20 protein-coding genes and 1 tRNA gene are annotated in these 23,358 nt (G+C 46.3%); 3 read left to right on the top strand and 18 right to left on the bottom strand.

Annotation, left to right across the window (positions count from 1 at the left end; genetic code table 11):
* Positions 1-110: 110 nt before the first annotated feature.
* The 7 genes from NDI35_RS24195 to NDI35_RS24165 form a co-directional block, all read right to left on the bottom strand.
* Complete coding sequence (locus NDI35_RS24195) at positions 111-1,241, bottom strand: chemotaxis protein CheW (protein WP_445314939.1); 1,131 nt, start codon at positions 1,239-1,241, stop codon at positions 111-113.
* A 3-nt stretch (positions 1,242-1,244) separates the two neighbouring features.
* Positions 1,245-2,921: a CheR family methyltransferase gene (locus NDI35_RS24190; RefSeq protein ID WP_445314938.1), complete on the bottom strand. Its 1,677-nt coding sequence runs from the start codon at positions 2,919-2,921 to the stop codon at positions 1,245-1,247.
* A gap of 389 nt (positions 2,922-3,310) precedes the next feature.
* Positions 3,311-5,077: a R3H domain-containing nucleic acid-binding protein gene (locus tag NDI35_RS24185; RefSeq protein ID WP_445314937.1), complete on the bottom strand. Its 1,767-nt coding sequence runs from the start codon at positions 5,075-5,077 to the stop codon at positions 3,311-3,313.
* Positions 5,078-5,210: 133 nt separating this feature from the next.
* The gene (gene ldpA, locus NDI35_RS24180; protein WP_445314936.1) at positions 5,211-6,362 is read right to left on the bottom strand and encodes a circadian clock protein LdpA; all 1,152 of its coding nucleotides are present in this window, start codon (positions 6,360-6,362) and stop codon (positions 5,211-5,213) included.
* A 152-nt stretch (positions 6,363-6,514) separates the two neighbouring features.
* Positions 6,515-6,757: a hypothetical protein gene (locus tag NDI35_RS24175; RefSeq protein ID WP_445314935.1), complete on the bottom strand. Its 243-nt coding sequence runs from the start codon at positions 6,755-6,757 to the stop codon at positions 6,515-6,517.
* Between the two features lie 30 nt (positions 6,758-6,787).
* On the bottom strand, positions 6,788-8,110 hold the full coding sequence (locus NDI35_RS24170) for a four-carbon acid sugar kinase family protein (RefSeq protein WP_445314934.1): 1,323 nt from the start codon (positions 8,108-8,110) through the stop codon (positions 6,788-6,790).
* 207 nt (positions 8,111-8,317) lie between these two features.
* The gene (locus NDI35_RS24165; RefSeq protein ID WP_445314933.1) at positions 8,318-8,971 is read right to left on the bottom strand and encodes a hypothetical protein; all 654 of its coding nucleotides are present in this window, start codon (positions 8,969-8,971) and stop codon (positions 8,318-8,320) included.
* Positions 8,972-9,067: 96 nt separating this feature from the next.
* On the opposite strand from NDI35_RS24165, the gene NDI35_RS24160 reads away from it, so the two are divergent.
* Positions 9,068-10,240 carry an IscS subfamily cysteine desulfurase gene (locus tag NDI35_RS24160; protein WP_445314932.1) on the top strand — a complete coding sequence of 391 codons (1,173 nt, stop codon included), beginning with the start codon at positions 9,068-9,070 and terminating at the stop codon, positions 10,238-10,240.
* A gap of 133 nt (positions 10,241-10,373) precedes the next feature.
* Here the strand turns inward: NDI35_RS24160 and NDI35_RS24155 are convergent, their stop codons facing one another.
* Both NDI35_RS24155 and NDI35_RS24150 read right to left on the bottom strand, forming a co-directional pair.
* Complete coding sequence (locus NDI35_RS24155) at positions 10,374-11,378, bottom strand: glycosyltransferase family 2 protein (protein WP_445314931.1); 1,005 nt, start codon at positions 11,376-11,378, stop codon at positions 10,374-10,376.
* Between the two features lie 52 nt (positions 11,379-11,430).
* Positions 11,431-12,138: a C40 family peptidase gene (locus tag NDI35_RS24150; RefSeq protein WP_445314930.1), complete on the bottom strand. Its 708-nt coding sequence runs from the start codon at positions 12,136-12,138 to the stop codon at positions 11,431-11,433.
* A 108-nt stretch (positions 12,139-12,246) separates the two neighbouring features.
* Here NDI35_RS24150 and NDI35_RS24145 point away from each other — a divergent pair, with 108 nt between their 5' ends.
* Positions 12,247-13,185 (top strand): serine hydrolase, encoded by a 939-nt coding sequence (locus NDI35_RS24145; protein WP_445314929.1) that lies wholly within the window; start codon positions 12,247-12,249, stop codon positions 13,183-13,185.
* Between the two features lie 91 nt (positions 13,186-13,276).
* On the opposite strand, the gene NDI35_RS24140 is transcribed toward NDI35_RS24145, so the two are convergent.
* The 6 genes from NDI35_RS24140 to alr all read right to left on the bottom strand — a co-directional run bounded on the left by NDI35_RS24140 (position 13,277) and on the right by alr (position 18,145).
* Positions 13,277-13,822 carry a helix-turn-helix domain-containing protein gene (locus tag NDI35_RS24140; RefSeq protein ID WP_445314928.1) on the bottom strand — a complete coding sequence of 182 codons (546 nt, stop codon included), beginning with the start codon at positions 13,820-13,822 and terminating at the stop codon, positions 13,277-13,279.
* Positions 13,819-14,313: a DUF6932 family protein gene (locus NDI35_RS24135; RefSeq protein WP_445314927.1), complete on the bottom strand. Its 495-nt coding sequence runs from the start codon at positions 14,311-14,313 to the stop codon at positions 13,819-13,821. Before NDI35_RS24135 ends, NDI35_RS24140 begins: the two co-directional genes overlap by 4 nt.
* A gap of 171 nt (positions 14,314-14,484) precedes the next feature.
* Positions 14,485-14,573 (bottom strand) — tRNA-Ser (locus tag NDI35_RS24130).
* A gap of 109 nt (positions 14,574-14,682) precedes the next feature.
* Positions 14,683-15,810, bottom strand: a complete 1,128-nt coding sequence (locus NDI35_RS24125; RefSeq protein ID WP_445314926.1) for a patatin-like phospholipase family protein — start codon at positions 15,808-15,810, stop codon at positions 14,683-14,685.
* A 47-nt stretch (positions 15,811-15,857) separates the two neighbouring features.
* On the bottom strand, positions 15,858-16,733 hold the full coding sequence (locus NDI35_RS24120; RefSeq protein ID WP_445314925.1) for a mechanosensitive ion channel family protein: 876 nt from the start codon (positions 16,731-16,733) through the stop codon (positions 15,858-15,860).
* Between the two features lie 209 nt (positions 16,734-16,942).
* Positions 16,943-18,145 carry an alanine racemase gene (alr, locus tag NDI35_RS24115; RefSeq protein ID WP_445314924.1) on the bottom strand — a complete coding sequence of 401 codons (1,203 nt, stop codon included), beginning with the start codon at positions 18,143-18,145 and terminating at the stop codon, positions 16,943-16,945.
* A gap of 134 nt (positions 18,146-18,279) precedes the next feature.
* On the opposite strand from alr, the gene NDI35_RS24110 reads away from it, so the two are divergent.
* Positions 18,280-19,863, top strand: a complete 1,584-nt coding sequence (locus NDI35_RS24110) for a peptidoglycan-binding protein (protein WP_445314923.1) — start codon at positions 18,280-18,282, stop codon at positions 19,861-19,863.
* A 95-nt stretch (positions 19,864-19,958) separates the two neighbouring features.
* Here the strand turns inward: NDI35_RS24110 and NDI35_RS24105 are convergent, their stop codons facing one another.
* The 3 genes from NDI35_RS24105 to NDI35_RS24095 all read right to left on the bottom strand — a co-directional run bounded on the left by NDI35_RS24105 (position 19,959) and on the right by NDI35_RS24095 (position 23,344).
* Positions 19,959-20,996, bottom strand: a complete 1,038-nt coding sequence (locus NDI35_RS24105) for an S-layer homology domain-containing protein (RefSeq protein ID WP_445314922.1) — start codon at positions 20,994-20,996, stop codon at positions 19,959-19,961.
* Positions 20,997-21,073: 77 nt separating this feature from the next.
* The gene (locus NDI35_RS24100) at positions 21,074-22,489 is read right to left on the bottom strand and encodes a DUF3370 domain-containing protein (protein WP_445314921.1); all 1,416 of its coding nucleotides are present in this window, start codon (positions 22,487-22,489) and stop codon (positions 21,074-21,076) included.
* 12 nt (positions 22,490-22,501) lie between these two features.
* Positions 22,502-23,344 (bottom strand): Uma2 family endonuclease, encoded by an 843-nt coding sequence (locus NDI35_RS24095; RefSeq protein ID WP_445314920.1) that lies wholly within the window; start codon positions 23,342-23,344, stop codon positions 22,502-22,504.
* Positions 23,345-23,358: the final 14 nt, after the last annotated feature.

Below are 23,358 nucleotides of genomic sequence, written 5' to 3'. Positions count from 1 at the left end.
ATCAGTCCTGATCTCTGCGTTGGATCGGGATTGCGAAGGAAAGGAAGTATCAAGCCAGATGGTTCACTTGACTCAGGGCACATATGCTTTGCGTAAGTCCTGTTCTGGATTCAAACCTCTTCATCAACAACTACTCCTCCTTTTGTCAGCAGTTTTTGCAAGTTCAGAATAGCCATCATTTTTTCGCCGTAAATAGCTGTCCCCCGTAGATATTCGCGGTTAGCAGAATGCAGTGCTGCCGGAACAGCCGCAATTTCCGACACATTTAAGTATATAATATCTAATATTTCGTCAACAACTATACCAGCGATCAAATCCGCAACTTCAACAACGATCGCCTTAGAGAGATCATTTGCCGCCTCCGACATATTTAAAGACATATTTAAAACACTGCGAATATCAATTAGCGTCACAATTTCTCCCCGTAAATTTATATTTCCCACTATGCGATCGGGAGTGCAAGGAACCGGAGTTACTTGGCTAATATCCGTAAATTCGCGCACTAGATCCAAAGGAAGACTAAAGTATTCGCTATTCAAAACAAACACCGCCAGGGACATATTAATTGCAGCATCATTGTCCCCCTCGCCGCGCCGCCTCAAATGATTAGCGCGCGATTTAAAAATTGCTTTTTCTTCCGGGGTAGCCTGCGGGCAAAAAACGTGACGATTGCTCAAATTTTTAGGATCTTTGCCTAACAATTTTGCATTTATTTGCCACTGTAAATTTTCTATTTCTGCCTCACCGGCTGCTGCTTCACTACCTGGATTGCTTGGAAAAACAGGCCAACTGTCGTCTGACTTTTCGGGAGAATATCGAATTAAGTGATCGAGATTCAGCAGCATGATAATATCGGCTTCGCAGCGGGCAAGTCCAGCTACAAAATAATGAGAGGCTTCTGAGTTCTCTCGTCCGTAAGATAGCTGCCGAGTGATGGCTTCTTCTGAAAGTTCTCTAACTTCGCGAACTTGATTGACAATTATACCGACTTTCGATTCTTGCCACTCGATGACGATCGTACTATCTGTCACAGCATAATCCTGCCAAGCGTATCCAAAACGGAGATTCAGATCCATCACGGGCAGAATTTCGCCCCGAAGGTCGATCGCCCCAACAATATATTGAGGTGCTTCTGCAATTGCTGTCAACTCCGGCAGAAAGAAAATTTCCCGAACGTAGCAGGCTTCTATACCGCAGAGAAAACCGTTCTGTTCAAAGATAAGATACGGTTTAGTTTCCATATTTTAGTGTACAGTTTCTTTACTGTATAATTTTAACAATTTTTTTTTAACATTCATCAGAACTTGACTAGCGGTCATTTTCCCCTGTGAATCTATGGGAGTGTTGGGCGGTAGTGCTTTCAGGATTTCACAAGATGAATTGTACATTTTAAGAGCTCTTTTTACTTGACCTTCTTTATTGTATATATTCCCTAGTTCTATATAAGCTGAAACAAAAGATGGACACATATAAATAGTCCTCTTTAATAAATTCTTTGCTGTTTCTAATTGCCCCTGTTCTTCAGCAATTTGAGCCTGTAAATAATCAGTATATACTGACCCAGGCTCTACTTTTCTAGCTCGATTACAGTATTCTATTGCCTGAGAATAATTGCCGGCATTGGCCTGAACTTGAGCGATTAAAAAATAAGCATCAAAATTATGTCCCTGCAAGTCTATTGCCTCTTGTGCCTTGTTGATAGCCTCAGCATAATCTTGATTTTTAAATAATTTCTTAGCCTCTAAAATTAGCATTTGAGGCGTTTTATTTTGACTATTTTCTGCTATTATTTTTTCTGTAACTGACACGGCATTGTTCGGCAAGCCGTCCTCCCGATAGGGAGAGGGCAGCATCTTCCCCAGCGGATTACTTATTTTTAATACGGGTGGCATCTCTATCTCTGGAAAATTGCTGTTAGTAGTAAAACGAGGTGGCATCGTTTCCCCTGTTAGCAACTCACCACTATCATCGCCCATAGTATCTGCTTTGGGCAATTCCCGAAATGCCAAGTTGGCTGCCCCTACCGTCGCAACTCTAGACTCTATTTGAGAGCCTTCCTCCATTACTGCATCCCGACGCTGATAAACCACCGACTCCGGGAAAATCTTGGGTTCAAACTCGTTCATAATTTGACCGTAAACTTCAGCGTGACCGGTCATTAAATATCCTCCAGGTCTCAGGGTATTGGCAAATTTTTTCAGTACCAGTGAAATATACTTATGTTCAAAATAAACAAATACGTTTCTACACAAAATTAAGTCTATGTTATAAAGATTTTGGTAAATATTAGGAAACTCATCTGTGATTAAATTTACACAGTTAAAGGTTACACTTTCGCGCAATTCTTTATTGATTTGCCAATCATTTTGCCTCTGATGAAAATACTGCTTTTGTATCTGCGGTTCAACCAAGCGAAATGACCAATGACTGTAAACTCCCTGGGGCGCTTTTTTGATTACTTTTTCATTGATATCTGTACCTAAAATTAATATTTTCCATTGTTCCCAATCGGGAATCAATTCTTTTAAAACAATAGCTAAAGAATAAGGTTCTTCACCGGTAGAGCAGCCCGCACTCCAAATTCGCAGTGTCGGCTGCATTCCCAATATCTTGTGCAAGTTTCTTTTTTGCTCTATCAATTCAGGAAAAATTACTTTTTTTAACAGAGAAAACTGTCCTTTATCTCGCATGAAATAACTTTCAATTGTTGTTAGTAGCAATACTAATTCTGACCATTCATTTTTACTTTCCCAATTTTTGGCAGTTAAAAGCTTATAATATTTTTCTGGTTCTGCGATTTTTTTGGCTCTCATTCGAGTCATAATTTTATGAGACAGACCAGCTCGATCTTGTGACCTAATTCGCACACCAATTTCCGTAGTAATTAAGTTGATAAATAGCTGAACTATGGAATCATTCATGTCAACTCAGGGAGATTAATTTAATAATTTGGGAAGTGGCAACTTTTACTGAGCTGGTGCTGAGTTTGTGCTGAGCATAGCTGCTAGCCTGCGGCTCATCCGTTCGTAAAGCCGAAGGGAGCCGAAGGGAAGTGCGTAGCTGAACTATTGAGAATAGGGGAACTTGTAAGCTCGCGTAGTCGAAGTATTGGTAATTGGAAATTGGGGAATTGGAAATTATAAATTGAGAATTTAGCCGATCGCATTAACAAGAACAGTGTTACACCACATCATATCAGAAACTTGCCAGCTACTTAAAGGAAAAAGGCAAAAGGCAGAAGGTAGAAGCCAGGAAAAAATTATCCCTTCTGCCTTCTACCTTCTGCCTTCCAAAACACTAATCTCCAACTTTAAGCTGGATATATCCGCAAGCGACGATTGGGTTCTTCTCCAAAACTGTGGGATTTCAGGTGATAGTGTTCCACAAGTTCGTGCTGCATTTTGCGGACGTTGGGAGAACGGGGCAGGAGCTCCACCGGCTGTCCCTTCGGAATGACAATTTGCTCGACTGCTAAGCGCGTTTCTTCGAGAGCTTCGAGCTCGTCAGAAGAACCGCTGCGGGCGAATAAGGCGAGGTCTGCCACTTCCGGGGTGCCGGGGTCATCCATGTCCAACAGACGCCGCAAAGCTCTCGCTACGTGGGGTATCGTGCCGGCCTTAATTGTGTGCAGAGGAACTTGGCGAGTTTTGGCCAAGTGCCTCAATTTCGACTGGTTCCGAACGTTCGATCGCAAAGCCAAAACCACGTCAGCACTCTCAATATCCTTTGTCAGCAGCACCGGCAGGTTCAGCGTCGAAATCACCTGTTCGAGCTGGTGGCGAGGTATGCCGTAAGGATAAACGTGGAGGGGCAAATCTTCGCCGTTAGGGCCGAGATTCTGGGAAAAACGTCCGGGGGTGGGTACTGGTTCGACGGACAGGGATTCTTCGAGCAGTTGCTCGAAATACCGAGTCTCAGCAACCGGCGCGCTTTTAGCAGCGAAGTTCTCGCTGGGAGCGGGCATCGGCACCATTTTGCCAGCACTCCGCCACCCAGAGAGCGGTGTGACGGGCCGGATTGCTGAGACAGCAGCCGGGCCGCTGGAAGCTGCCATCCCCGGAAACCGGGCGGGGGGAGCGGCTGACTCGCGCTCGATAATTATTTCTCCAGTCTCGCTGACGCTTCTGATTTGCTGGTGCGGTTCGCGTCCCCGCAGCAAAGTGTCGATCGCATCTGCAACTCGCTCGTGGATTACCCAGCGCTCGCGTTCCAGCATTTCGATGGCAATTTCAAAAGTTGGCGGTGCTTTGCGCTCCAAAACCGTCTTTTGAGAACCGCGCCGTCTTGCTTCGTCATCTCCCAGCGTCACCGCTTGGATGCCCCCAATTAAATCTGCCAGAGTCGGGTTTTTCATCAAGTTTTCGATCCGGTTCCCGTGGGCGGTACCGACCAACTGCACGCCCCTTTCGGCGATCGTCCGAGCCGCCAAAGCTTCGAGTTCCGTGCCGATTTCGTCAATCACGATCACTTGCGGCATATGGTTTTCCACTGCTTCGATCATGACTTGGTGCTGGAGTTCGGGACGGGAAACTTGCATTCTGCGAGCTCTGCCGATCGCTGGGTGGGGAATATCTCCATCTCCGGCAATTTCGTTGGAGGTGTCGATGATTACTACCCGTTTTTCCAAGTCATCGGCGAGCACGCGGGCAATTTCCCGCAGGGCCGTGGTTTTGCCAACCCCAGGGCGGCCGAGCATCAAAATTGACTGACCGGTTTCCACTAAATCGCGGATAATGCCGATCGTCCCGAACACAGCGCGGCCCACCCTCAAAGTCAAGCCGATAATCTCGCCGCTGCGGTTGCGAAGGGCGCTAATTCGGTGCAGGGTTTGCTCGATACCGGCTCGGTTGTCGCCACCGAAGTGGCCGACTCGCTCGATGCAATAGTTGAGGTGTGCCTTGGAAATCGGCGTTTGGGAAAGAGGTTCGGCCAAGGATGGAAAACGAGCTTCTGGTCGGCGGCCCAAATCCATGACAATCTCAATGAGATTGTTGCGCTGCGGGTGCTGCTCTAAGGGCTGCCGGATCTCATCTGGCACGATGTCTAATAATCTGTTGAGGTCGTCTGTAATCTGCATTCGCCTCGATGTGTTCGGTGACTTTTTCAACTTTTTAGTCAGTGGTCATTAGTCATTAGTCATTAGTCATTAGTCATTAGTACCAATGCCCAATGCCCAATGCCCTGTTTGGCCAATGCCCCATGCCCAATGACTAAAATTCTTTGAGCTGGGAAACTAGAGAACAAGCTAAACTCACGGCCTCCGAGAGAAGTTCTGGGACGGCTTCGAGCTGAGGTAGCCGAGATGTTTGAACTTCGGCTGCTGACCGCGCGACTGCCACCGGAACGGCATAGGCTCGATCGGTCTGCATTGCTTCTAATTGTTCTAAAATTGGCGATAGCAAAACCCTGGCATAGCTGCCGTAAGCTACACCTGCAATGTATTGGACAGGGGGAGCTGACAAATTTTTCCCGGCATCCTTCATCAGTCCCTCGGCTCTCAACTTGCTGACAGTGTGAGCATTAGTGCCGCCTGCAAGTTGCACGTATCCCGGCAACTGGGCAGCCAAAACTTTTTGACCGAGTTTGACCGCGGCTCTAGTAGTTCCTGTTCCGATATCTCCGCTCATTGGCCTACCGTCCGTTTGCCAAATTAGCGGACAAGGAAGGGGGGAAATTATTTGATAGAGTGTCCGCAAATAATCAATCAAACCGTCTCCATCGGGGCAACTAATTGCTATTACCTTGAGTTGACCGACCCAGGGAGCTATACTCGACCAAAGTCGCGCAAAATCTGCCTCTCTGCCTACTTGCGTGTGGATTTCTAGGGCGTCCGCACCGGATTGCAAGATTAAAGGTGCGATCGCGGCGGGAGCAGACACGTAAGAACGAGTATAAATGAGTTGGCTCGGACAAATCGGCAGACAGCGACCGCAGCCATAGCATTGCTGGTCTATCACCCCGGAAAAACCACTGCCAGCACTCTGAAAAACTATTGCTTCGGCTGGACATATTTTTTCGCACGGCCGCCAGCAGTCCGCCGGACAATCCGCTGGGTTGAATTCGGCTTTGCGAAAATGCGGGTCTTCCCCATCGTTTAAACTCACCATCAGCAACGGCAACCCTTTGCCACCAAACCTGCGGTTTTGAGTTCTTGCCTGTAAGTCGCTGGCCACTTGTAGGGCTTCTTTCGCTGCGGCGACGGCGGCGGGATCTGCCGCGACATCGATACAGTCAGCGCCTGCTAAGGTGTAAGCCAAGGTGAGATTCCGTACAGCAGGCAGGTGTTGAAAGCTCGCCCCACAGATCAGCTTGAACCAATGGCCATCTTTTAATGAGTTTAGGGGATGATAATGTTCTGTCACCCTTATATGCTAATCCTTTCAGCTAAAAATTACTATGTGGAAATTTCTACTTAATTTTAAAATTTAGGCGGGTACAAGCTGGAAACGCTACTGATAGCAGTAGCTGTTGCGCTGTTGGCTCTATATGTAGAGTTCTGCCTTAATTTTTTTTCCTAAATTTGATTTTTTTGAGAGCGACTGCTGAGGGGGAATTTGGAGATGGGGCGATCGGCTTTACTTACAGACAGACTCTCTATGATATCATAGTTAGGTGGATTGGGCAAGGAAAAAGTAGGCGAGAGATTTTTTTTGAAGTGGTCGTGCAGTGGCAGTTGCCATAAAGTTCGATCGAGCATTGAAACCCATCGACCAACCGCAGATGAACATTCTCCTCCCTGCCTAGAAGCTAAATTCATCTGGGTTAATCTGCGATTGGTCGAGCTATACTACTTGCTCAGCCGCTTGTAAACCGTAGCCAAAGCATGGCTATCCCCCACATTTCCCGGAAACAAAACAACTGGTAAATTGGGAAACAGAGGATGATTAGCCTCTGTTTTCACCACCGAACAACCGGCAATAATTTGACCGATTTGCCTGACACTTTTCAGCGACAAACCTGTACTCAAAACATCATTAGAAGTAATGCCGCCCTTGCTAATCAAAAACCCGATATCGGCAGGCAGTCCCCGCACGATATCCATCAACAAAGCAGAAACCGCCTCTCCAAATTTTAACCGGGTTTCTGCATTGTCAAATTCGAGTTCCTTGCGGCTGGTATAAATTACAGGCGTTTTGCCATCTGCATGAGCAGTGCGGACTTTTTCGAGAATTTCATCGAGCATTTGAGTGCGATACTCTGGTGAATCTTCTAGCAAGTGAGATACATCTATTTCAATGCTAACTATATTGGGCTCTTTTAACAAGCGCTCCAATTGTTCCGTAGTTTTCTTAACGTGGGAACCAACTATTACTGCACCCGGTTTGCCGCCCCTGACGTATTTTGCCATTTCGTCGGCTGCTACGGGCTGCGGGCCGAGGTTAGCTAAGGATGTTAAAATACTGGCTGCACTGCGGAATAAAAACTTTTTGCCTTGACTGACTGCATTGAGAATGTGTTTGGCAAATGTGTCTAAATCGCCTTGGCTTTGGCCGTCAACAACCGCACATTGGTTGTCTGTCATGTCCATCAGTCGATCTAAACTTCCGTAGCGAATGTCTCCGAGTAAAATGCGATCGACTGCATCAGCGGGGATGCGACCTTTGGTTTTTTCTTCTACATAGTCTGGCAGGTAACTGTGACTGTACCCGAAGACTGAATCTTTGGCAAATTCGGTTTCGTGTACTGGTGTCGGGACACTGTTAACTATTAGGTAGTGCACGCTGTGGCGGGTAATTCTGCCTCCTTCAAAAAAGGCGGGAATCAGAAAATGAGCGTCGAAGGGGCCCAGTTCTTCGGCGATCGCATCGGTTTCGATCGGATAGTGACCGCGCAGGGTAGAATCGGAACGGCTAACTATTAGGAAGTCTTCGACTTTTTCGCTGGCGATCGCCCTTTTTAGATTTTGGCACACTTCGCGGGTGACGGAGGCTGCTTTTTCGGGAGTTAGCGATCGAGTATTTGTCAGTATGAAGAAAATCGGGCACTTGTCCCGCAGCCCCAAACGCAGGGTGTCTTCGTCCCAACGTGTCAGCAGCAAGCAACTGTGCACGGTTTGAGAACCAGTCGGATCGTCGTCGAGAACTATAATCTTGGGTTTAACAGAAGACATACTGACCTGGTTGTTAACGTCACCTTTCCAAGATATCCTTACCTGTTACGTAACAGGAAAAAATTTACAATAATTATGATATTTTTTTCACAATTCTCATAACTTATAATTTGGAGAATATGTTTGAGTTATATCCGTTCAGTAAGCTTCATGTTGCTACTGGGTAAGAGGCGCATCCAGCCTTGCACACTACTAAATTTTGCCATTTTAAAAATTAGCAGCGTTTTGATCTTGCAACTTTTTCATTTCTGCTTGAACTTCCACGGCTACCTGCAAAGCTTCGTTGAGCAATCGTCCTTGTTCGCTGGCTCGATCGCTAATTTGCAGGGCATTCAAATTTCTTAAGTTATTGGCAAACAATTCGGAATTAGTAGCGACAAATTTTTTGTTTTCCCTAAGAATTCTTTCAGTTTTCAAAGCTCGAACTAAATCGTCTCTGATTAGTTGCAAAGCTTGAATAACTTTTGCGCGATCGCCGATTTTGACTTCCGGATTGCCAGCATCTTCTATCTTGTCATTAATTTCAATCGCTTTGATTATACCATTATAGCGATCGACATCATCAAAAAGATTGATTAAATGTTGGTTTTGCCGACTGCACCAAATTTTCCAGGCATCCTCCAAGATTAAACCAACTATCGCAGCGAAGTGAAGGACGAACCACCACACATACGCCCTAGGAAATATCGCAACTAGCAGCCAACAACTGATTAGAACCAAAACAATTAAACTGACTGTTTTCAAAGCTTCGCGGGCAAACTTAGTCGCTGTCGGCGGCCGGTATACGCGATCGGGCCCGGCGCCGGTGAGGTGCTTGAGCTCACCGAGAGTAATTTCTAATCCCTGAATGTCAGGTCGCATAAATCTTTACAAATATTTGTTAAATATAAAGTTTTGTTGTAGAACAAAGGGCTCGTCTACAATAAACCTAACACTTTTTTCACCCAAAACTGCACTATGTCCGAACGTCCTATATACCTCGACAACCACGCCACAACCCCCGTAGATCCACGGGTACTTGATGCGATGCTGCCGTATTTCACGGAACAATTCGGCAACGCAGCCAGTATCAACCACATCTACGGCTGGGAAGCAGAAGCAGCGGTAAAACAGTCACGCCAAATCATAGCAGAAGCGATCAACGCCTCCCCAGAAGAAATTGTTTTTACCAGCGGCGCCAGCGAAGCAAATAACTTAGCGATTAAAGGCATCGCTGAAGCTTATTTCAGTAAAGGAAAGCACATTATCACAGTAAAAACCGAACACAATGCAATTCTCGACCCCTGTACCTATTTGCAAAAATTGGGGTTTGACATTACTGTTTTACCGGTGAAAAGCGACGGGCTGATTGATATAGGCGATTTGATCAAAGCGATTCGGGCAGAGACAATTTTAGTTTCAGTGATGACGGCTAACAACGAAATTGGCGTCATCCAGCCGATCGCAGAAATTGCAGCAATTTGTCGCGGAAATGACATTATTTTTCACACAGATGCGGCACAGGCGATCGGCAAAATTCCCCTCGACGTAGAGGAGATGAATATCGATCTAATGTCCTTGACAGCCCACAAAATCTACGGCCCAAAAGGGATCGGTGCTCTCTACGTGCGCCGCAACAAACCGAGAGTTCAGCTAGCGCCGCAAATGCACGGAGGAGGCCACGAACGGGGAATGCGATCTGGAACTCTCTACCCACCGCAAATAGTTGGGTTTGCCAAAGCAGTAGAATTGGCAATTGCAGAAATGCCGTCGGAAACAGAACGAGTGGTTAATTTGCGCCAGCGTTTGTGGGAAAATTTGAGTGAATTGGGCGATGTTTTTCTCAACGGTCACGCTACGAAGAGATTGCCGGGGAATCTCAATATTAGTGTAGGCGGGGTTGACGGTCAAGCGTTGATGTTGGGTTTGCAACCGGCGGCGGCAGTTTCTTCGGGTTCTGCTTGCACTTCGGCGAAAATATCTCCCTCTCATGTTTTAGCAGCGATCGGGCGATCGGACAAATTAGCTTATGCTTCAATTCGGTTTGGTATTGGCCGGTTCAACACCGAAGCAGAAATAGATGCAGTCGCCGAACACGCGATCGCAACTATTCAATCTCTCCGACAAGCTCAAAAAGTCAATCAATTTTAGATTTGAGATTTGAGATTTTAGATGAGAGAATGGAAGATTAGGAAGTAGTTTTGAGTTTTGAGTTTTAAATTATTTAACTTACAACTCAAAACTTTTCCTCTTTTTATCAAGGAGTACAATTGGGATCAACCCCTTACTTAGAACCAAACACCTCGCGCACTCGATAAATAGGTTTTCCCTGCGACTCGTGATAAGTCCGCATCATCACTTCCGCCAGCAAACCAAAACAAAATAACTGCACGCCAGTCAACAGCAAAACCACAGCCAAAATCAGCAAAGGACGATTGCCAATACTTTGACCAAAAGCAAATTTTAGGAAAGTTAAATAAATCCCTAAAACCGTCCCCAACGTCATAGAACTCAGTCCCAAAAGTCCAAAAACGTGCATCGGTCGAGTCAGGAACTTTTTCATAAAAGAAATAGTTAACAAATCCATCAACACGCGAAAAGTCCGCCAAATTCCGTACTTACTTTGACCGAAACGGCGGGCGTGATGTCGCACAGGCAGTTCTGCAATTCTCGCCCCTTCAATAAACGCCAAAGCAGGCAAAAAGCGGTGCAATTCCCCGTACAAATTCAAGTCTGCTACCAACTCGGATTTATAAGCTTTCAAAGAACAGCCGTAGTCGTGCAAAGTTACGCCTGTAACGCGACCAATTAACCAGTTCGCAATTTTAGAAGGAATCAACCGACTAATAGTATTATCCTGCCTATTTTTCCGCCAGCCACTCACTAAATCGTAGCCTTCATCTAACTTTGCCAACAATAGCGGAATATCAGCCGGGTCATTTTGCAAATCGCCGTCAAGGGTAACAATAGCACGGCCGCGAGCGCGATCGAAACCTGCGGACATGGCAGCAGTTTGCCCGTAATTGCGGCGCAAAATTACAGCACAAAGGTCATCGCGAGTGCTGGCTAACTGCTGGAGAAGTTCAGCAGAACCGTCCTTAGAACCGTCATCTACACAAATAATTTGATAGCTGAGTCCAGATGGTTGGATAGAAGAGGCGATCGCCTCAATCAAATGAGGCAAACTTTCCACCTCATTATACACCGGCACCACCACCGAAACGTCAGGAACAACCTCAGAGGCAGCCTGCTGTGCAGCCAATTTTTCCAAAAATAATGCAGCGTCCATTTTTTTATTCGATAATATCAACAGTCAACCGTCAACAGTCAACCGTCAACAACTAACTAGGTTGATAACTTGCCACAACTTTACCATATCCCCGCAATTGCTGGTAATAAGCTTGACTGACTCGATCGCCATCCTCCGACAAAACATCGATACCGATACCGTTGCGACCTTGTGCTTGTCCCGAACTGTGAATGTAGCGATTATCTCCGAGATACAATCCTACATGAGTGGCTTTTTCGGGCGTACCAAAAAATACTAAATCCCCCGGTTCTAAAGCACTGATACTAATAGATTTAGTAAAAGCTTCCTGCTGATAAGCATCCCTCGGCAACCAGATGCCCGCAGCCACAAACGCCGCTTGCATCAAGCCCGAACAATCATAATTCGGCCCGACTGTACCGCCCCAAAGATAATAATTGGATTGGTTCATAGCCTCGCGAGCGAAAGCAATTACAATTGGTAATTTTTCCTTGATTTGGGCCTCAGAAACCACCAGAGGATGATACACTGTTTCTGCCACATCGAGCAACTCAACATCTCGAATATCCAGCCATCCCGGATAATCATCTTCGCACAGCCGCACCATCACAGCCGTTGTATCCAAGTTTACATCGCTCTGTCTTAGGGGGAGTTCGACGACGCGCAAATGTCGCCCCAGCGCTGCTTGAGTTGCCAATCGATCGCACTTTGGGGAATCGTAAATATTTATGTGCGATCGGGCTCGGTACTCCACAACATCAGATAATTGATAATTGGCCATTGCTAATTGCTCATTGTTTGCTGTTAATTGTTCGCATTTATTGTTCGCATTTAACGATAGATTGCCATTAGCTGCTAGCCGTTAACCGTTAACCGTCAGCCATTAACCATGACATTTTTTCACAAAGACGAACAATTAGAAACCCTCGGCAGTAGCATTATAGACTCCGCATTGTCAGAATTTACAGGATTAAGTGGCGATCGTATAGCCATTACCTGGATAGTCTACGATCCGCCGGTGCGAGTCAATACAGGCGGCGCCCTGAGTGCAGAAGAATTTTGGAAATATCAACCGCGAGGTTTTAGCGCTAGAGCTTCCGAACGAATTTATCCCGCCAGCATCGTCAAATTATTCTACCTCGTTGCCATCTGGGAATGGGCGCAAAAAGGCATGATTCAAACATCGCCAGAATTAGAACGCGCCGTGCGAGATATGATAGTTGATTCCAGCAACGACGCCACCAGTTTAGTAGTAGACGCCCTCACCGGCACCACCAGCGGCCCAGAATTATCACCCGCCCCCTTTGAAACTTGGAAACAGCAGCGAAACATCATCAACCGTTACTTTCAATCATTGGATTGGCCGGAATTACAAAATATTAACGCCAATCAAAAAACCTGGTGTGACGGCCCCTACGGTCGCGAGCGAGCATTTGTGGGAGAATTAATGGAAAATAGAAATATGCTGACCACCAATGCAGCGGCGCGTTTGCTGCACAGTATAATCGGCGGCGTAGCTGTTTCTGCCCAAGCATCGCAAGAAATGATGGGTTTAATGAAACGCAGTTTAGACCCAGCAGAATTAGAGGCAGATCCCGAAAATCAAGTTACAGGTTTTTTAGGCGGGGGATTGCCAGAATCAGCAAAATTGTGGTCAAAAGCAGGACTGACAAGTCAAGTTCGTCACGATGCTGCTTATATTGAAATATCGGGCTTGCGGCCGTATTTGTTAGTTGTATTTACCGAGGGGAAAGAGAATAGCAAGAATGAAGAAATTTTACCTTTTATCTCGCGGCAAGTTGTCGAAGCGATGAAGACACTGAATTAGACTTAGGTTGATAAATTGAAAACTATACATCCAGAGCCCCGAATTCTGAAAGAAGCCGGGGTTCTAAAAGCGTCAACTGTCAAGGCTAATTTTAAAATTGAACTTGCCCAATCATTCGTTGATCTTGTTTGCTGTGAAAACGATGAGTTGAGGAAAGTAATTCCTCTTTGGTAACTGGCGTTCTTCTGAGAGTATCTAAAGGAACTAGAAACTCACATTTTTTTATTTTGATATCCAGTGCATCAATAACAAATCTTACATCCAAAAAACTGGCATCTTCGTAGTCATTATCTTCATAACGTTTAATTTGTTCTTCTTTCAGCCCAGCTAAATCTGCCAATTCTTTTTGGCTTAGCTTAGCTGCCATGCGAGCTTTAATCAAGATTTGGGGTAAATAATCAATATCATCAAGTGTTAATACTATTGGGGTGTTGCGATCATGAGATGTAAGCCTGTCATATTCAGCAATTTCTGCTTGTAAAGCCATCAGGTGAGATTGTTTGACATCGCCAGAAAGTTGCCACCCTTCGGGGTCTTTTTTCTTCAGTTCCTCCTCTTGCTCTAACGCCCTAATAGAATATTCAAATTTTCGGGCGCATTCTTGACTATATTCATACTCTTTTTCATTTTTAATCATGGGTTCCACCTTAATAAATCTATAGCAATAATGCCCTTAGGATTTAACTGTCTGTCACGCTGAAAGAATTCTATAGAATTTAAGCCGTAATCTCCTACAGGTTCATCGGAACGAAAAATTTCACCTTTATATTTGGATTTCTGTGCGCTACGATCCAAATGATTTAGTAATCGAGGGGCATTTTTTCGGAGATAATCGTAATCGACATCCTCGCTATCCCAACAAGCATCAAAATCTCCTGGGTCTGGCTTAATGGTAACAAAGCTGCCGTTGATATAAATTGTCCGGCAACCACCTGCTTTGAGTTGCTCCATTGCCATTCGCAGTCCGCGCATTAAACGCAACCTCAGCTCGTTGCTTCCAAATCGTTCTACAAATTCTTCCCATTCGCAAAAATGAACTCTTGGGGGTAAGTTGCCGTTTTCATCGAATTCTGGAATCACTTCCTCACACCTTAACACAGATGAATATCCGGCTCTTGAGCGTACCATATTGCGATCGTTGTTTGGAAAATTGCGATCGCAGCGATAGCTTCATTGACCCTCACGGCAGACTGAGGTGGCACTACCGATCGCGAAGAGTGAGCAAAAGATGAGCGGAAAACGCAACTTTTAAGGGTTGGACCAATCCAAAAACCTTTATAGATAAATGATTAAATAGAACGGAGAGGGAGGGATTTGAACCCTCGAAGGATGTTAACACCCTTAACAGATTAGCAATCTGCCGCTTTCGACCACTCAGCCACCTCTCCAAGATGACAGTAACTAACTATAGCACACACATCTTCTTCTTGCCAACCCCTAATTTAAAAATTCCTCAATCCCTTACTCTGTATACTTTTCGCCACCTCAACCTCCAGCCTATTCCCCAAAGCCCCTAGCTTTCAAGTGCTTTTCCCAACTAAAATTGGAACTCAAAAAGAACCTCTTAGTATACAAATAGCCCAAGCGGTACAGGTTAGCCTTGCGATCGCCATCGAGATTAAAGTCCGTCGTCGTCACCCCAGCTTCAGTCACATCAATATTAATCACCCTGCCTTTATCCATTTCTCGCTGGTGATAGCGGTCTCTTGCTTTCATCATCGTTCTGAACATCGCCGCCAGCATCGACAGGGGAGTATCAATCTTAGCTTTAGTCTCAATTCCGGTATCGACTAATCGAAACCCAAAGGTAAACCAGCGCGGCGGTGCAGGAGTCGAACCGACGGATTGTTTGTCATAAATCCACAGGGGGAAATTGCTCAAAATTCCGCCATCTACAATTAAGTCATCGCCGAGTTTTCCTGGTTCAAAAAATAGGGGAATACTCATCGACAACCGAACGGCTTCAGCCACGCTAAAATGTTCAGCACTTGGGAGTCGCAACTGCTCATACAAAGTATCGGAATCGGTCGATTCGCGTCGGTGTAAGTCGTCGGGCAGCACCAACATTTCACCGCGAGTGAGGTTGGATATTACTACTTTTAATTCCCGGTCTTTTACGATTTGTTTGACATCGGCAAAACTCTGCAAGTTACCTCGACCGAGCATTGCTTCTAGCCACTGCCGGAATGGCTGCGCCGAATATTCTCCCATCTGACGGCTAACTGTTAGGAAAAGCAGCGTCCAAGCAGGAGATTGCAAGTCGTCGGCGGGGTCGCCGTTTAAAATTAGAGGACTGTTTTTTTGAGTTAAAAATATGCTGTAATCGAGCTGTCCTAAAATTTCCTCTAAATCATCAATTGACAAGTCGGTTGCCAATACTGCAGCAGTAATTGCACCTGCCGAAGTGCCGGCCAATTTTCGCCAGTTGATGCCCAAATCGCTACAACACCGGAGTGCTCCTAAAAACGCAACTCCGCGCACGCCGCCGCCTTCAAAAACACCGTCGGCATAGATTTGACCGTTTTCGTCTGGAGGCGGAAATTTGCTGAGAATTGTTTGTTTTTCGGTGGCGGTGATTCTGACACCGGGTTCTTGCAAAATTTGCTGCGGATACCACTTGCTCATGGGAAATACCTCGGATCACTTGGGGATTTTAGATTTGAGATTGATATCTATTGTTCTTGATTGTTTTCGGCATCCATTGCCTCTTTGACGTATTGTTGAACTTGCGATCGCACTTGTTCGTAGGCCACCGACGCGCACCAAGGTCGGAGAGATAAAATAGTTGTATCTGGAGTAATCTCGGCTACCAAACAAGTCGGGGGCGGATTCTCCAGCACCAGCGGGTGAGAGTGGGCAATTTCTAATAACTCAGCTACAGTTGGACGAATTGGCCGATCGCCAATATCAATCCTCAAGTCTACTCGCCTCGTTCCCATTGCCGTTGTATTTTTCAGTGTACCGTTAAACAACTGATTGTTCGGGACAATAATTTTTATGCGATCGTCTGTCACCACGGTTGTTGAAAAAATCCCGATGCTGTCCACCACTCCCTTAACATCGCCAGCTTCAATCCCATCCCCGACTTCAAAGGGTCGCAAACTAATCAACATTACCCCAGCAGCAAAGTGGGACAAAGTATTTTGCCACGCCAAACCAATGGCCAAACCCGCGGCACCCACTACCGCAACCACACTGGTAGTTTGAATTCCCAACTGACTCAAAGCGGCGACTACTCCCACTACCAAAATCGTAATTTCAGCAGCTTGAACTAAGAATTTCCGCAGCGTGGCTTCGGTGCGACTCAGTGCTCGGCGAGTCACGCGGCCCGCAAAGCCGATCGCAAATCGCGTAATTAACAAAATGCCGATCGCCCACAGCAGTTGAGGTACAATTTTAAACCCCAATTCTACGAATTTTTTCGAGAATTCTTGGGCTACTTCCAAGGCTTGTGTTCTTTCTGCATTTAGCTGAGAATAGAAAGTTTGAGCTATTGGTAAAAACGTCTGAATAACTGTCATATCAATTGGAAATTGGGAATTGGGCATTGGGCATTGGGCATTGGGCATTGGTAAACGCAGTCTCAGTCTTATCGCTTATTACGAGAGTCCGACGGGGGTTGAAAACCCCTGTCTCATAGCTAAAGTCCTCTCAAAGAGGACTAAAATCAATAATTTCCTCGCTCTAAATCTTGAGTCTGTTTTAATTAACCGAATTTTGCTATGAGGCAGGGGTTTAAACCCCTGCCGGACTACTGCTAATAGTGTACTGCTACGCGGGGCAATCGGTGTTTAAAACTGCAGAGAATTTCCCACGAAATAGTTCCTAAAGTCGCGGCCCAATCGTCTGCCGTAATTTGATATTCCCCATCTTTGCCCAACAGCGTCACCACTTCGCCGACTTCTAAATTGGGAATATCAGTTACATCCAGCATTAATTGATCCATCGTTACCGCGCCCACTTGCCGCACGAAGTGACCCCGGACTAAAACCTGCATTTTATTAGAAAGATTGCGCGGAATGCCATCTGCATAGCCGATACCAATTACGGCAATCTGTGTCTGGCGCTGAGCTATAAATTGATAGCCGTAACTGACGCCGGTTCCTGCTTCAATTGTTTTCACCTGGGTTACCCTAGCTTTTACCTGCATTGCGGGCTTCAAATTGGCGATCGACTGCAAGTGAGGCGCTGGATAAAGACCGTAGGTAGCTAAACCGACTCGCACTAAATCGTAGTGCAAATCCGGGTCAGCGAGGGCTGCAGCAGAGTTTGCCAAGTGGAGGCGAGGGGGGCTAATTCCTGCTATTTTAATTTGCTCGATCGCCTGTTGAAACCGCTGGTGCTGCTCTCTCATAACTGCGGGGTCGGGACTATCTGCTGTCGCCAAATGAGAGTAAATGCTGGCTAATTTTAAATTTGGCAACCGCTTGACTAATTGCACAAATTCTGTAGCTTCTTGCCAGGGCGTACCCAAGCGAGACATTCCCGTATCTAACTTAGCGTGAACCGGCAAAGATTGGTTAAGACCAGCGAGAACTTCCGAAAAAATTAGGGCTTGTTTGGCAGTACAAATAGTGGGCTGCAAGTGCCAATGGGCGATCGCCTTTACCTGTTCCGGTGTATGGGTTGCCCCCAACAGCAAAATCGGCGCTTCTATCCCAGCTTCTCGCAATTCTATTCCTTCGGGAATTGTCGCCACTCCCAGCCAACTAGCCCCTGCTTGCAATGCTATTTGACTGACTGCAACAGCACCGTGACCGTAAGCATCGGCTTTCACAACTGCCATCAGTTCTGTGTGGGGAGATAAGAGCTTTTTAAGCTGTTTTACATTGTGAGTTAAAGCTGCTAAATCCATTTCTACCCAAGCCCGCTGGCAAAGTCCCCCGTCGCCGTCCCCCAGCAACGTCTGGCGGGATTCTTTTGTCGTTGATTCTGCGGTTGTTTTTTCCCCACTCCACATTGTCGATCGCTCCTACTTGCTTGCACCGTTAAAAACTGCTTGGAGATTTTACCCTAAGTTTGATTATAATAAGATTCTCTCTTTCATCAAAGTTAACTGGTGTATCATAGCACCAAAAATACCCGGTAAAAACTATGGACGGACTGGCCTACCTACATTTAGCTGAAACTTGGGAAACGGCTGCGGGTCAAGCTCGATCGACCCACTCAAAAATGCACCGAAATTTAGCCTATACTCCTTTACTTTTCTTTACGATCGCTCTCACAATTGTCAATTTAGTCAATCCCGCACTCGCCATCAAAAAAGGTGATTCAGGCCCGGAAGTAGCCCAACTTCAGAAAACTCTACAAAACGCAGGCTATTTTAGCGGTAAGGCTACAGGATTTTACGGTTCTCTCACCCAGGCTGCTGTGAAAAAGTTTCAAGCAGAGAACAACCTGAAAGTTGACGGAATTGTTGGCCCTAAAACCTTGTCAGCACTGAAAGGTAAGCCGGAAGACGCCAGCATGGAAGCGGCAGAAAAAATCTCGCCAAATGTCGATCGATCTTCGCCATCTCCTACCGCCACAGATAACACAAACGAACTCGACGAAGATCAAACTAACACTCAGACCCAAGAACCTCTATTTCAAGAACCCTCTTTACCGCCCTTTAAAACTGAAAATTCCGAGGATAAAGAAAGTGAGTTGCCACCCACAAAGCTCGTAAATCCTCCCGATAATACTCAAGGAAAAATGACCTTGAAAAAAACCATTTACGGTAATATATCGCCCAAATCAATAGTTTATTCGGGATCGGGTTTGTTTTTTGCTCAAAACATGATGTACCGCCACACAATCACAGTTTACGACAGGAACTTTAAATTAGTCAAGACTATTCCCGATACAGTAAACTTGTCGAAGTTCGGCTTTTCTAAATTCAAAGGCAATTATCAAGGCTCTCCCGTAGAAGCTGCTTTTTCAACCGATGGCAAATATGCCTACGTCTCCAACTACAAAATGTACGGTTCCGGGTTTAGAAATCCGGGAACCGACAGGTGCTCTCCAGCCGCAAAACACGACCAAAGTTTTCTGTACCGCATCAATACCCAAACTTTGAAAATAGAAAAGGTAATTCCTGTAGGTGCAGTTCCGAAATTCAATGCTGTTTCGCCTGACAATCGCTTCGCGCTTGCTACCAATTGGTGCAGTTGGGATTTGAGCGTTGTTGATACCAATAAAAATCTCGAAATCGAGCGTGTGAAACTGGGTGCATATCCTCGGGGTATTGTTGTTACTCCCGACTCAAAAAATGCCTATGTTGCCATCATGGGTTCTTCCAATATTGCGAAAGTGAATCTCATAGACTTTTCGGTAGAATGGCTGAGAAAGATTGGCAATGCGCCGCGTCATTTGACGATCGATCCCAACGGAAGGTATCTTTATGCCACTTTAAATGGTGAAGGAAATGTGGCAAAAATTGACCTAAAAACTGGTAAAGTGGTAGACAAAGTTTCGACCGGAAAAGCACCTCGCAGCATGACAATTTCCGATCAGGGAAAACTGCTTTATGTGGTCAACTATTTCTCGAATACTGTTAGCAAAGTTAGGACAAGCGATATGAAAGTGCTGCAAACAGTGAAGGTTAATTCAAGTCCGATCGGAATTACTTACGATCCTGAAACTAATCAGGTTTGGGTAGCTTGCTATTCGGGCAGTATTATGGTGTTTCAAGATTAATTTAGCTGCTTCGTAGTGAAGGCTTCAGTCCTGACTACAAACAATAACGATTAAATGTTATTGTGGGGCGGGCTAGGAGCAACGCCCCTAAAATATTACTTGGACAGCTTTACAGGCTTCACAACATACTCAGAAGACTTAGCAGGTACTTGGCCTTTTTTGGCCATAGCTTGGTAAATCATGGCTGCTACTTCAGCTCGAGTTGCTGTTCTATTAGGCTGCAAAAGTGCGCGCTTCGGGTGGTTGACCACAATGCCAGCTTCTGTGGCTGATGCTACTTTGTTAACTGCCCATTTCGGCACTTTTGTCCTGTCTGTATAAAGTTGTAAAGTTTTGCTTGCTTTTGTTGATGGTTTCAGCCTCAAACCGCTCGCCAATGCTGCGATGACTTCCACGCGGGGAATATTTTTGTCGGGACGGAACTCATTGTTTGGGTATCCTTTAAGATATCCAGTTTTGACGGTGTGGTCGATCGCAGGAGCTACAGGACTCTTGTCTTTTACGTCTTTAAAATTAATTGGTTTTCGGATCGGCTCTTTGTCGTCGGACATTCGCTGAATCAAGCGCGCTAGTTCGGCTCGCGTCATCGGTTCGTCGGGACGAAATTTGCTGTCGGTGAAATCAGTAAAGATTTTCCGATCGACTAAAGCGACAATGAACGGACGCGCCCAATATTTGTCTGGAACATCGGAGAATCTAACGGGCCCAACTTTGGGTTTATCGGCTTTCGGTTTATCGGCTTTCGGTTTGGTAATTGCTGGATCGGGAGTCGATGGCGCAATTGGCTTGTTGGGAGGAACAACGATCACACCCACCGGAGGATTTTGCGGTAAAATCGGCCCTAAAGGTCCCACAGGTGCGACTTCCCGTTCTGAGGGAATCAGGGTTGTAGCGGGCGATCGCAAATCCGAATTTGGCGATTCTGGCGTTAATATTCCCGGAGTCGCGGGCGTAACAGCAGGCTGAGAGAAAACGGCTGGAAATTGCCAATTTCTGGCATTCAATCGATCGGGATTTTTACCTGTTACCCAAAATAAAATTGCTCCCATCGTGCCGAAGGCCACCAAGATAGCAATCAATTCATCCAATCCTAGAGGGTTTCTTTCCCCTGACGGGGGTTGTGAAGAAGACATATTGTCACCTACATACCAATGTAGAAATTAAATCACATATTTTTTGGGTCTGGTACTGACTGAAATAAATAAATCAACTATTCCAAAGTTCTCACTGTCAATACTTGCGGCGGCGTGGAATCGGGAGGATAAATAAAATCAACTTTTACCGATCGCGTTTCTGTCGCAGCTAACCTCAACTTTACCATCGGTTCCACAACTTGACCGAAACGGTGCCACAAATGCACGTAGCGAGTTACATCGTAACCTCCATCATTTTGGTAGCGCAGCCGCACAGTACCTCGAAAATAGGGAAAATCTAGGGGAGGTTGGCGAAATCGCAATCCATTTTTTGAGAGTCGATCTTCTTTTAAAGGCGTTTCCAAACTCACCGCTACCGTTTGCGGTTTTTGGGCAGTGTTATGCAGCGGCACAATCAGATTGTAGTGTACGCCGTAATTGCCGTGGGCTTCGTAAGCGGTGTCGGGATAGCGCACCAGCATTTTTCCGGCTTGCACTTGTTGGGTTCCCAAAGTGCCCCCGCGCAAGGTAGAGATCCCATAGGATATCGCTTTTCCAGTCTGGGGAATTGCCAGATGTTTAGCATCGCGATCGACTAATTCCGCTTCCCATCCAGAACCTTGCTGCACCCCTGCCACGCGGCCGTAAATCAGGCTTCCCGAAGTCGCGGCGGGGGGAGTCGGGGTTTTGTCGCGGGGGCCTGCCAAACCGCCATTATTCAGCAATTGCTGCCATTCTTCCAGAGTTGGCGCGCGATGATCGCCCCCATCAGCATTTTGAGGTGCATACATTGCCAAAGTAGCGGCATAAACCTTGCCGCTACTTTTGAGCCGCACAAAGGTAGAACGACCATTTATCGGCTTTTCCAGACCCCGCACGGGAATAGGGCGATTCATCAACAATGCGGTTTCTCCCGGTGCAATCAGCAGTTTTTCGGGAAAATCCGGCTGCCGCATTCCCCGCAAAACGTTATCGACAGCGCGAATCCCAGGGCCGGAATATACTTCGCCGTTGGGACTCTCACTTAGTGCTGGCTTTTGTTTGAACGGTGCGTCTGGTTCCATCAGGTAACTGGCTGCCTGTAACACTTCCACCGTCACGGGTTCGGAGCCGGGATTGTAGAGCAAAGCGGCGATATACAAAGTTCTCAAATTCAGCGGAGTGTGAGAAAAGTGGTGAGCAAACAGGTTGAATTGCCCTTGAAAGGCAAAGTTAAGGTGAGCTGCAGGGACTTTTTTGCCGTCTGGGGGAAAGGTTGAGAGCAAAATGCCTTCTTTTTTGACCCATTCGGGACTGTTGCTGTTGAAGAGGGGGATGTTGTCGAGTTTTCCGGGGAGCGATCGCACTTCGGCATCTAGTACAATTTCCTCGGGTGCTGGTTTTGCGGGAATAGATTGTACGGGTTTTTTGACGTACAACAATCCGCCGACTGCACAAAGGGCGATCGTAGAAATACCAGCAATTCGAGAAAAGAGATTTGGTTTCTGAATCATGAAAGTTAACTGTCAACCCAATCTCTGTACATCTTCCACCGACAGCGAAAGCGCCTGAGCCACTTGCTCTACAGTTAAACCCATTGCCAGCAGTTGGGGAATCGCATCCCGTTGGGTTTGTTCGGCGCGATCGGCCCTTTGGCGTTCCTGTTCGGTATGGAGGCGTTCGAGTCTAGCTTGTTCGCTACCAGTTAACAACAACTTACCCTCATTATCCCACCAACGCAACCATCGCTGATGCTGATTTTGATAGCTACCTTCCCACACACCTAACTCTACTCCCATCAGGTCGATCGGATAATGTCCGCGATCGTTTGGTTGCAAACGGCGATAACGAGTATTCACCCAGTTATAGACTTCCAATTCGCTCGTTTTAATGATGTATATTGCATAGTAAGGAATGTGAATAATCTGCTCGTATACCCAAAACTTTCCGGGTTTCTGGTTGGCACCTTCTGGTAAGCGAGATAAGGGAGTATTGTTTCGTTCTTCAGAGCCATTACCACTAGCAAATTCGATCGCAATCAATGGCACAATATATTCGCGCCAAATCACGTAAGAGCGGCGAATTTCCCCATCTATTAGGGGCGGAACGTTGGGAACGTAGAACCAGTCAGGCGCTTCGGCTCCCTTTTCTGGAGGGTCGGTTTCGCGCCAGTAAATGCCACAATCTTGCCCGATCGCATATTGTCCGTCCGGGTGGAGGGTTTGCAGTGTAGTTTCCAGGGAGTCGGTGAGTAGGATACTCTGGGGATGTTCTTGGAAGTTTTTCACAAACGTGCCGTCGGAGTCTGGGAGTTGCGTGTGATCGGGAAAGGCGGGAGGTAATGTGGTGGGGTTGAAGCTTTGTGTCATGTCAGCTATCCGAT

The sequence above is a fragment of the Microcoleus vaginatus FACHB-2002 genome, assembly GCF_040004035.1.
In the GTDB taxonomy this organism is placed as follows: Bacteria; Cyanobacteriota; Cyanobacteriia; order Cyanobacteriales; family Microcoleaceae; genus Microcoleus; species Microcoleus vaginatus_C.
The sequence above is the reverse complement of the archived record's forward strand: the minus strand, read 5'-3'. Positions and strand labels throughout refer to the sequence as shown.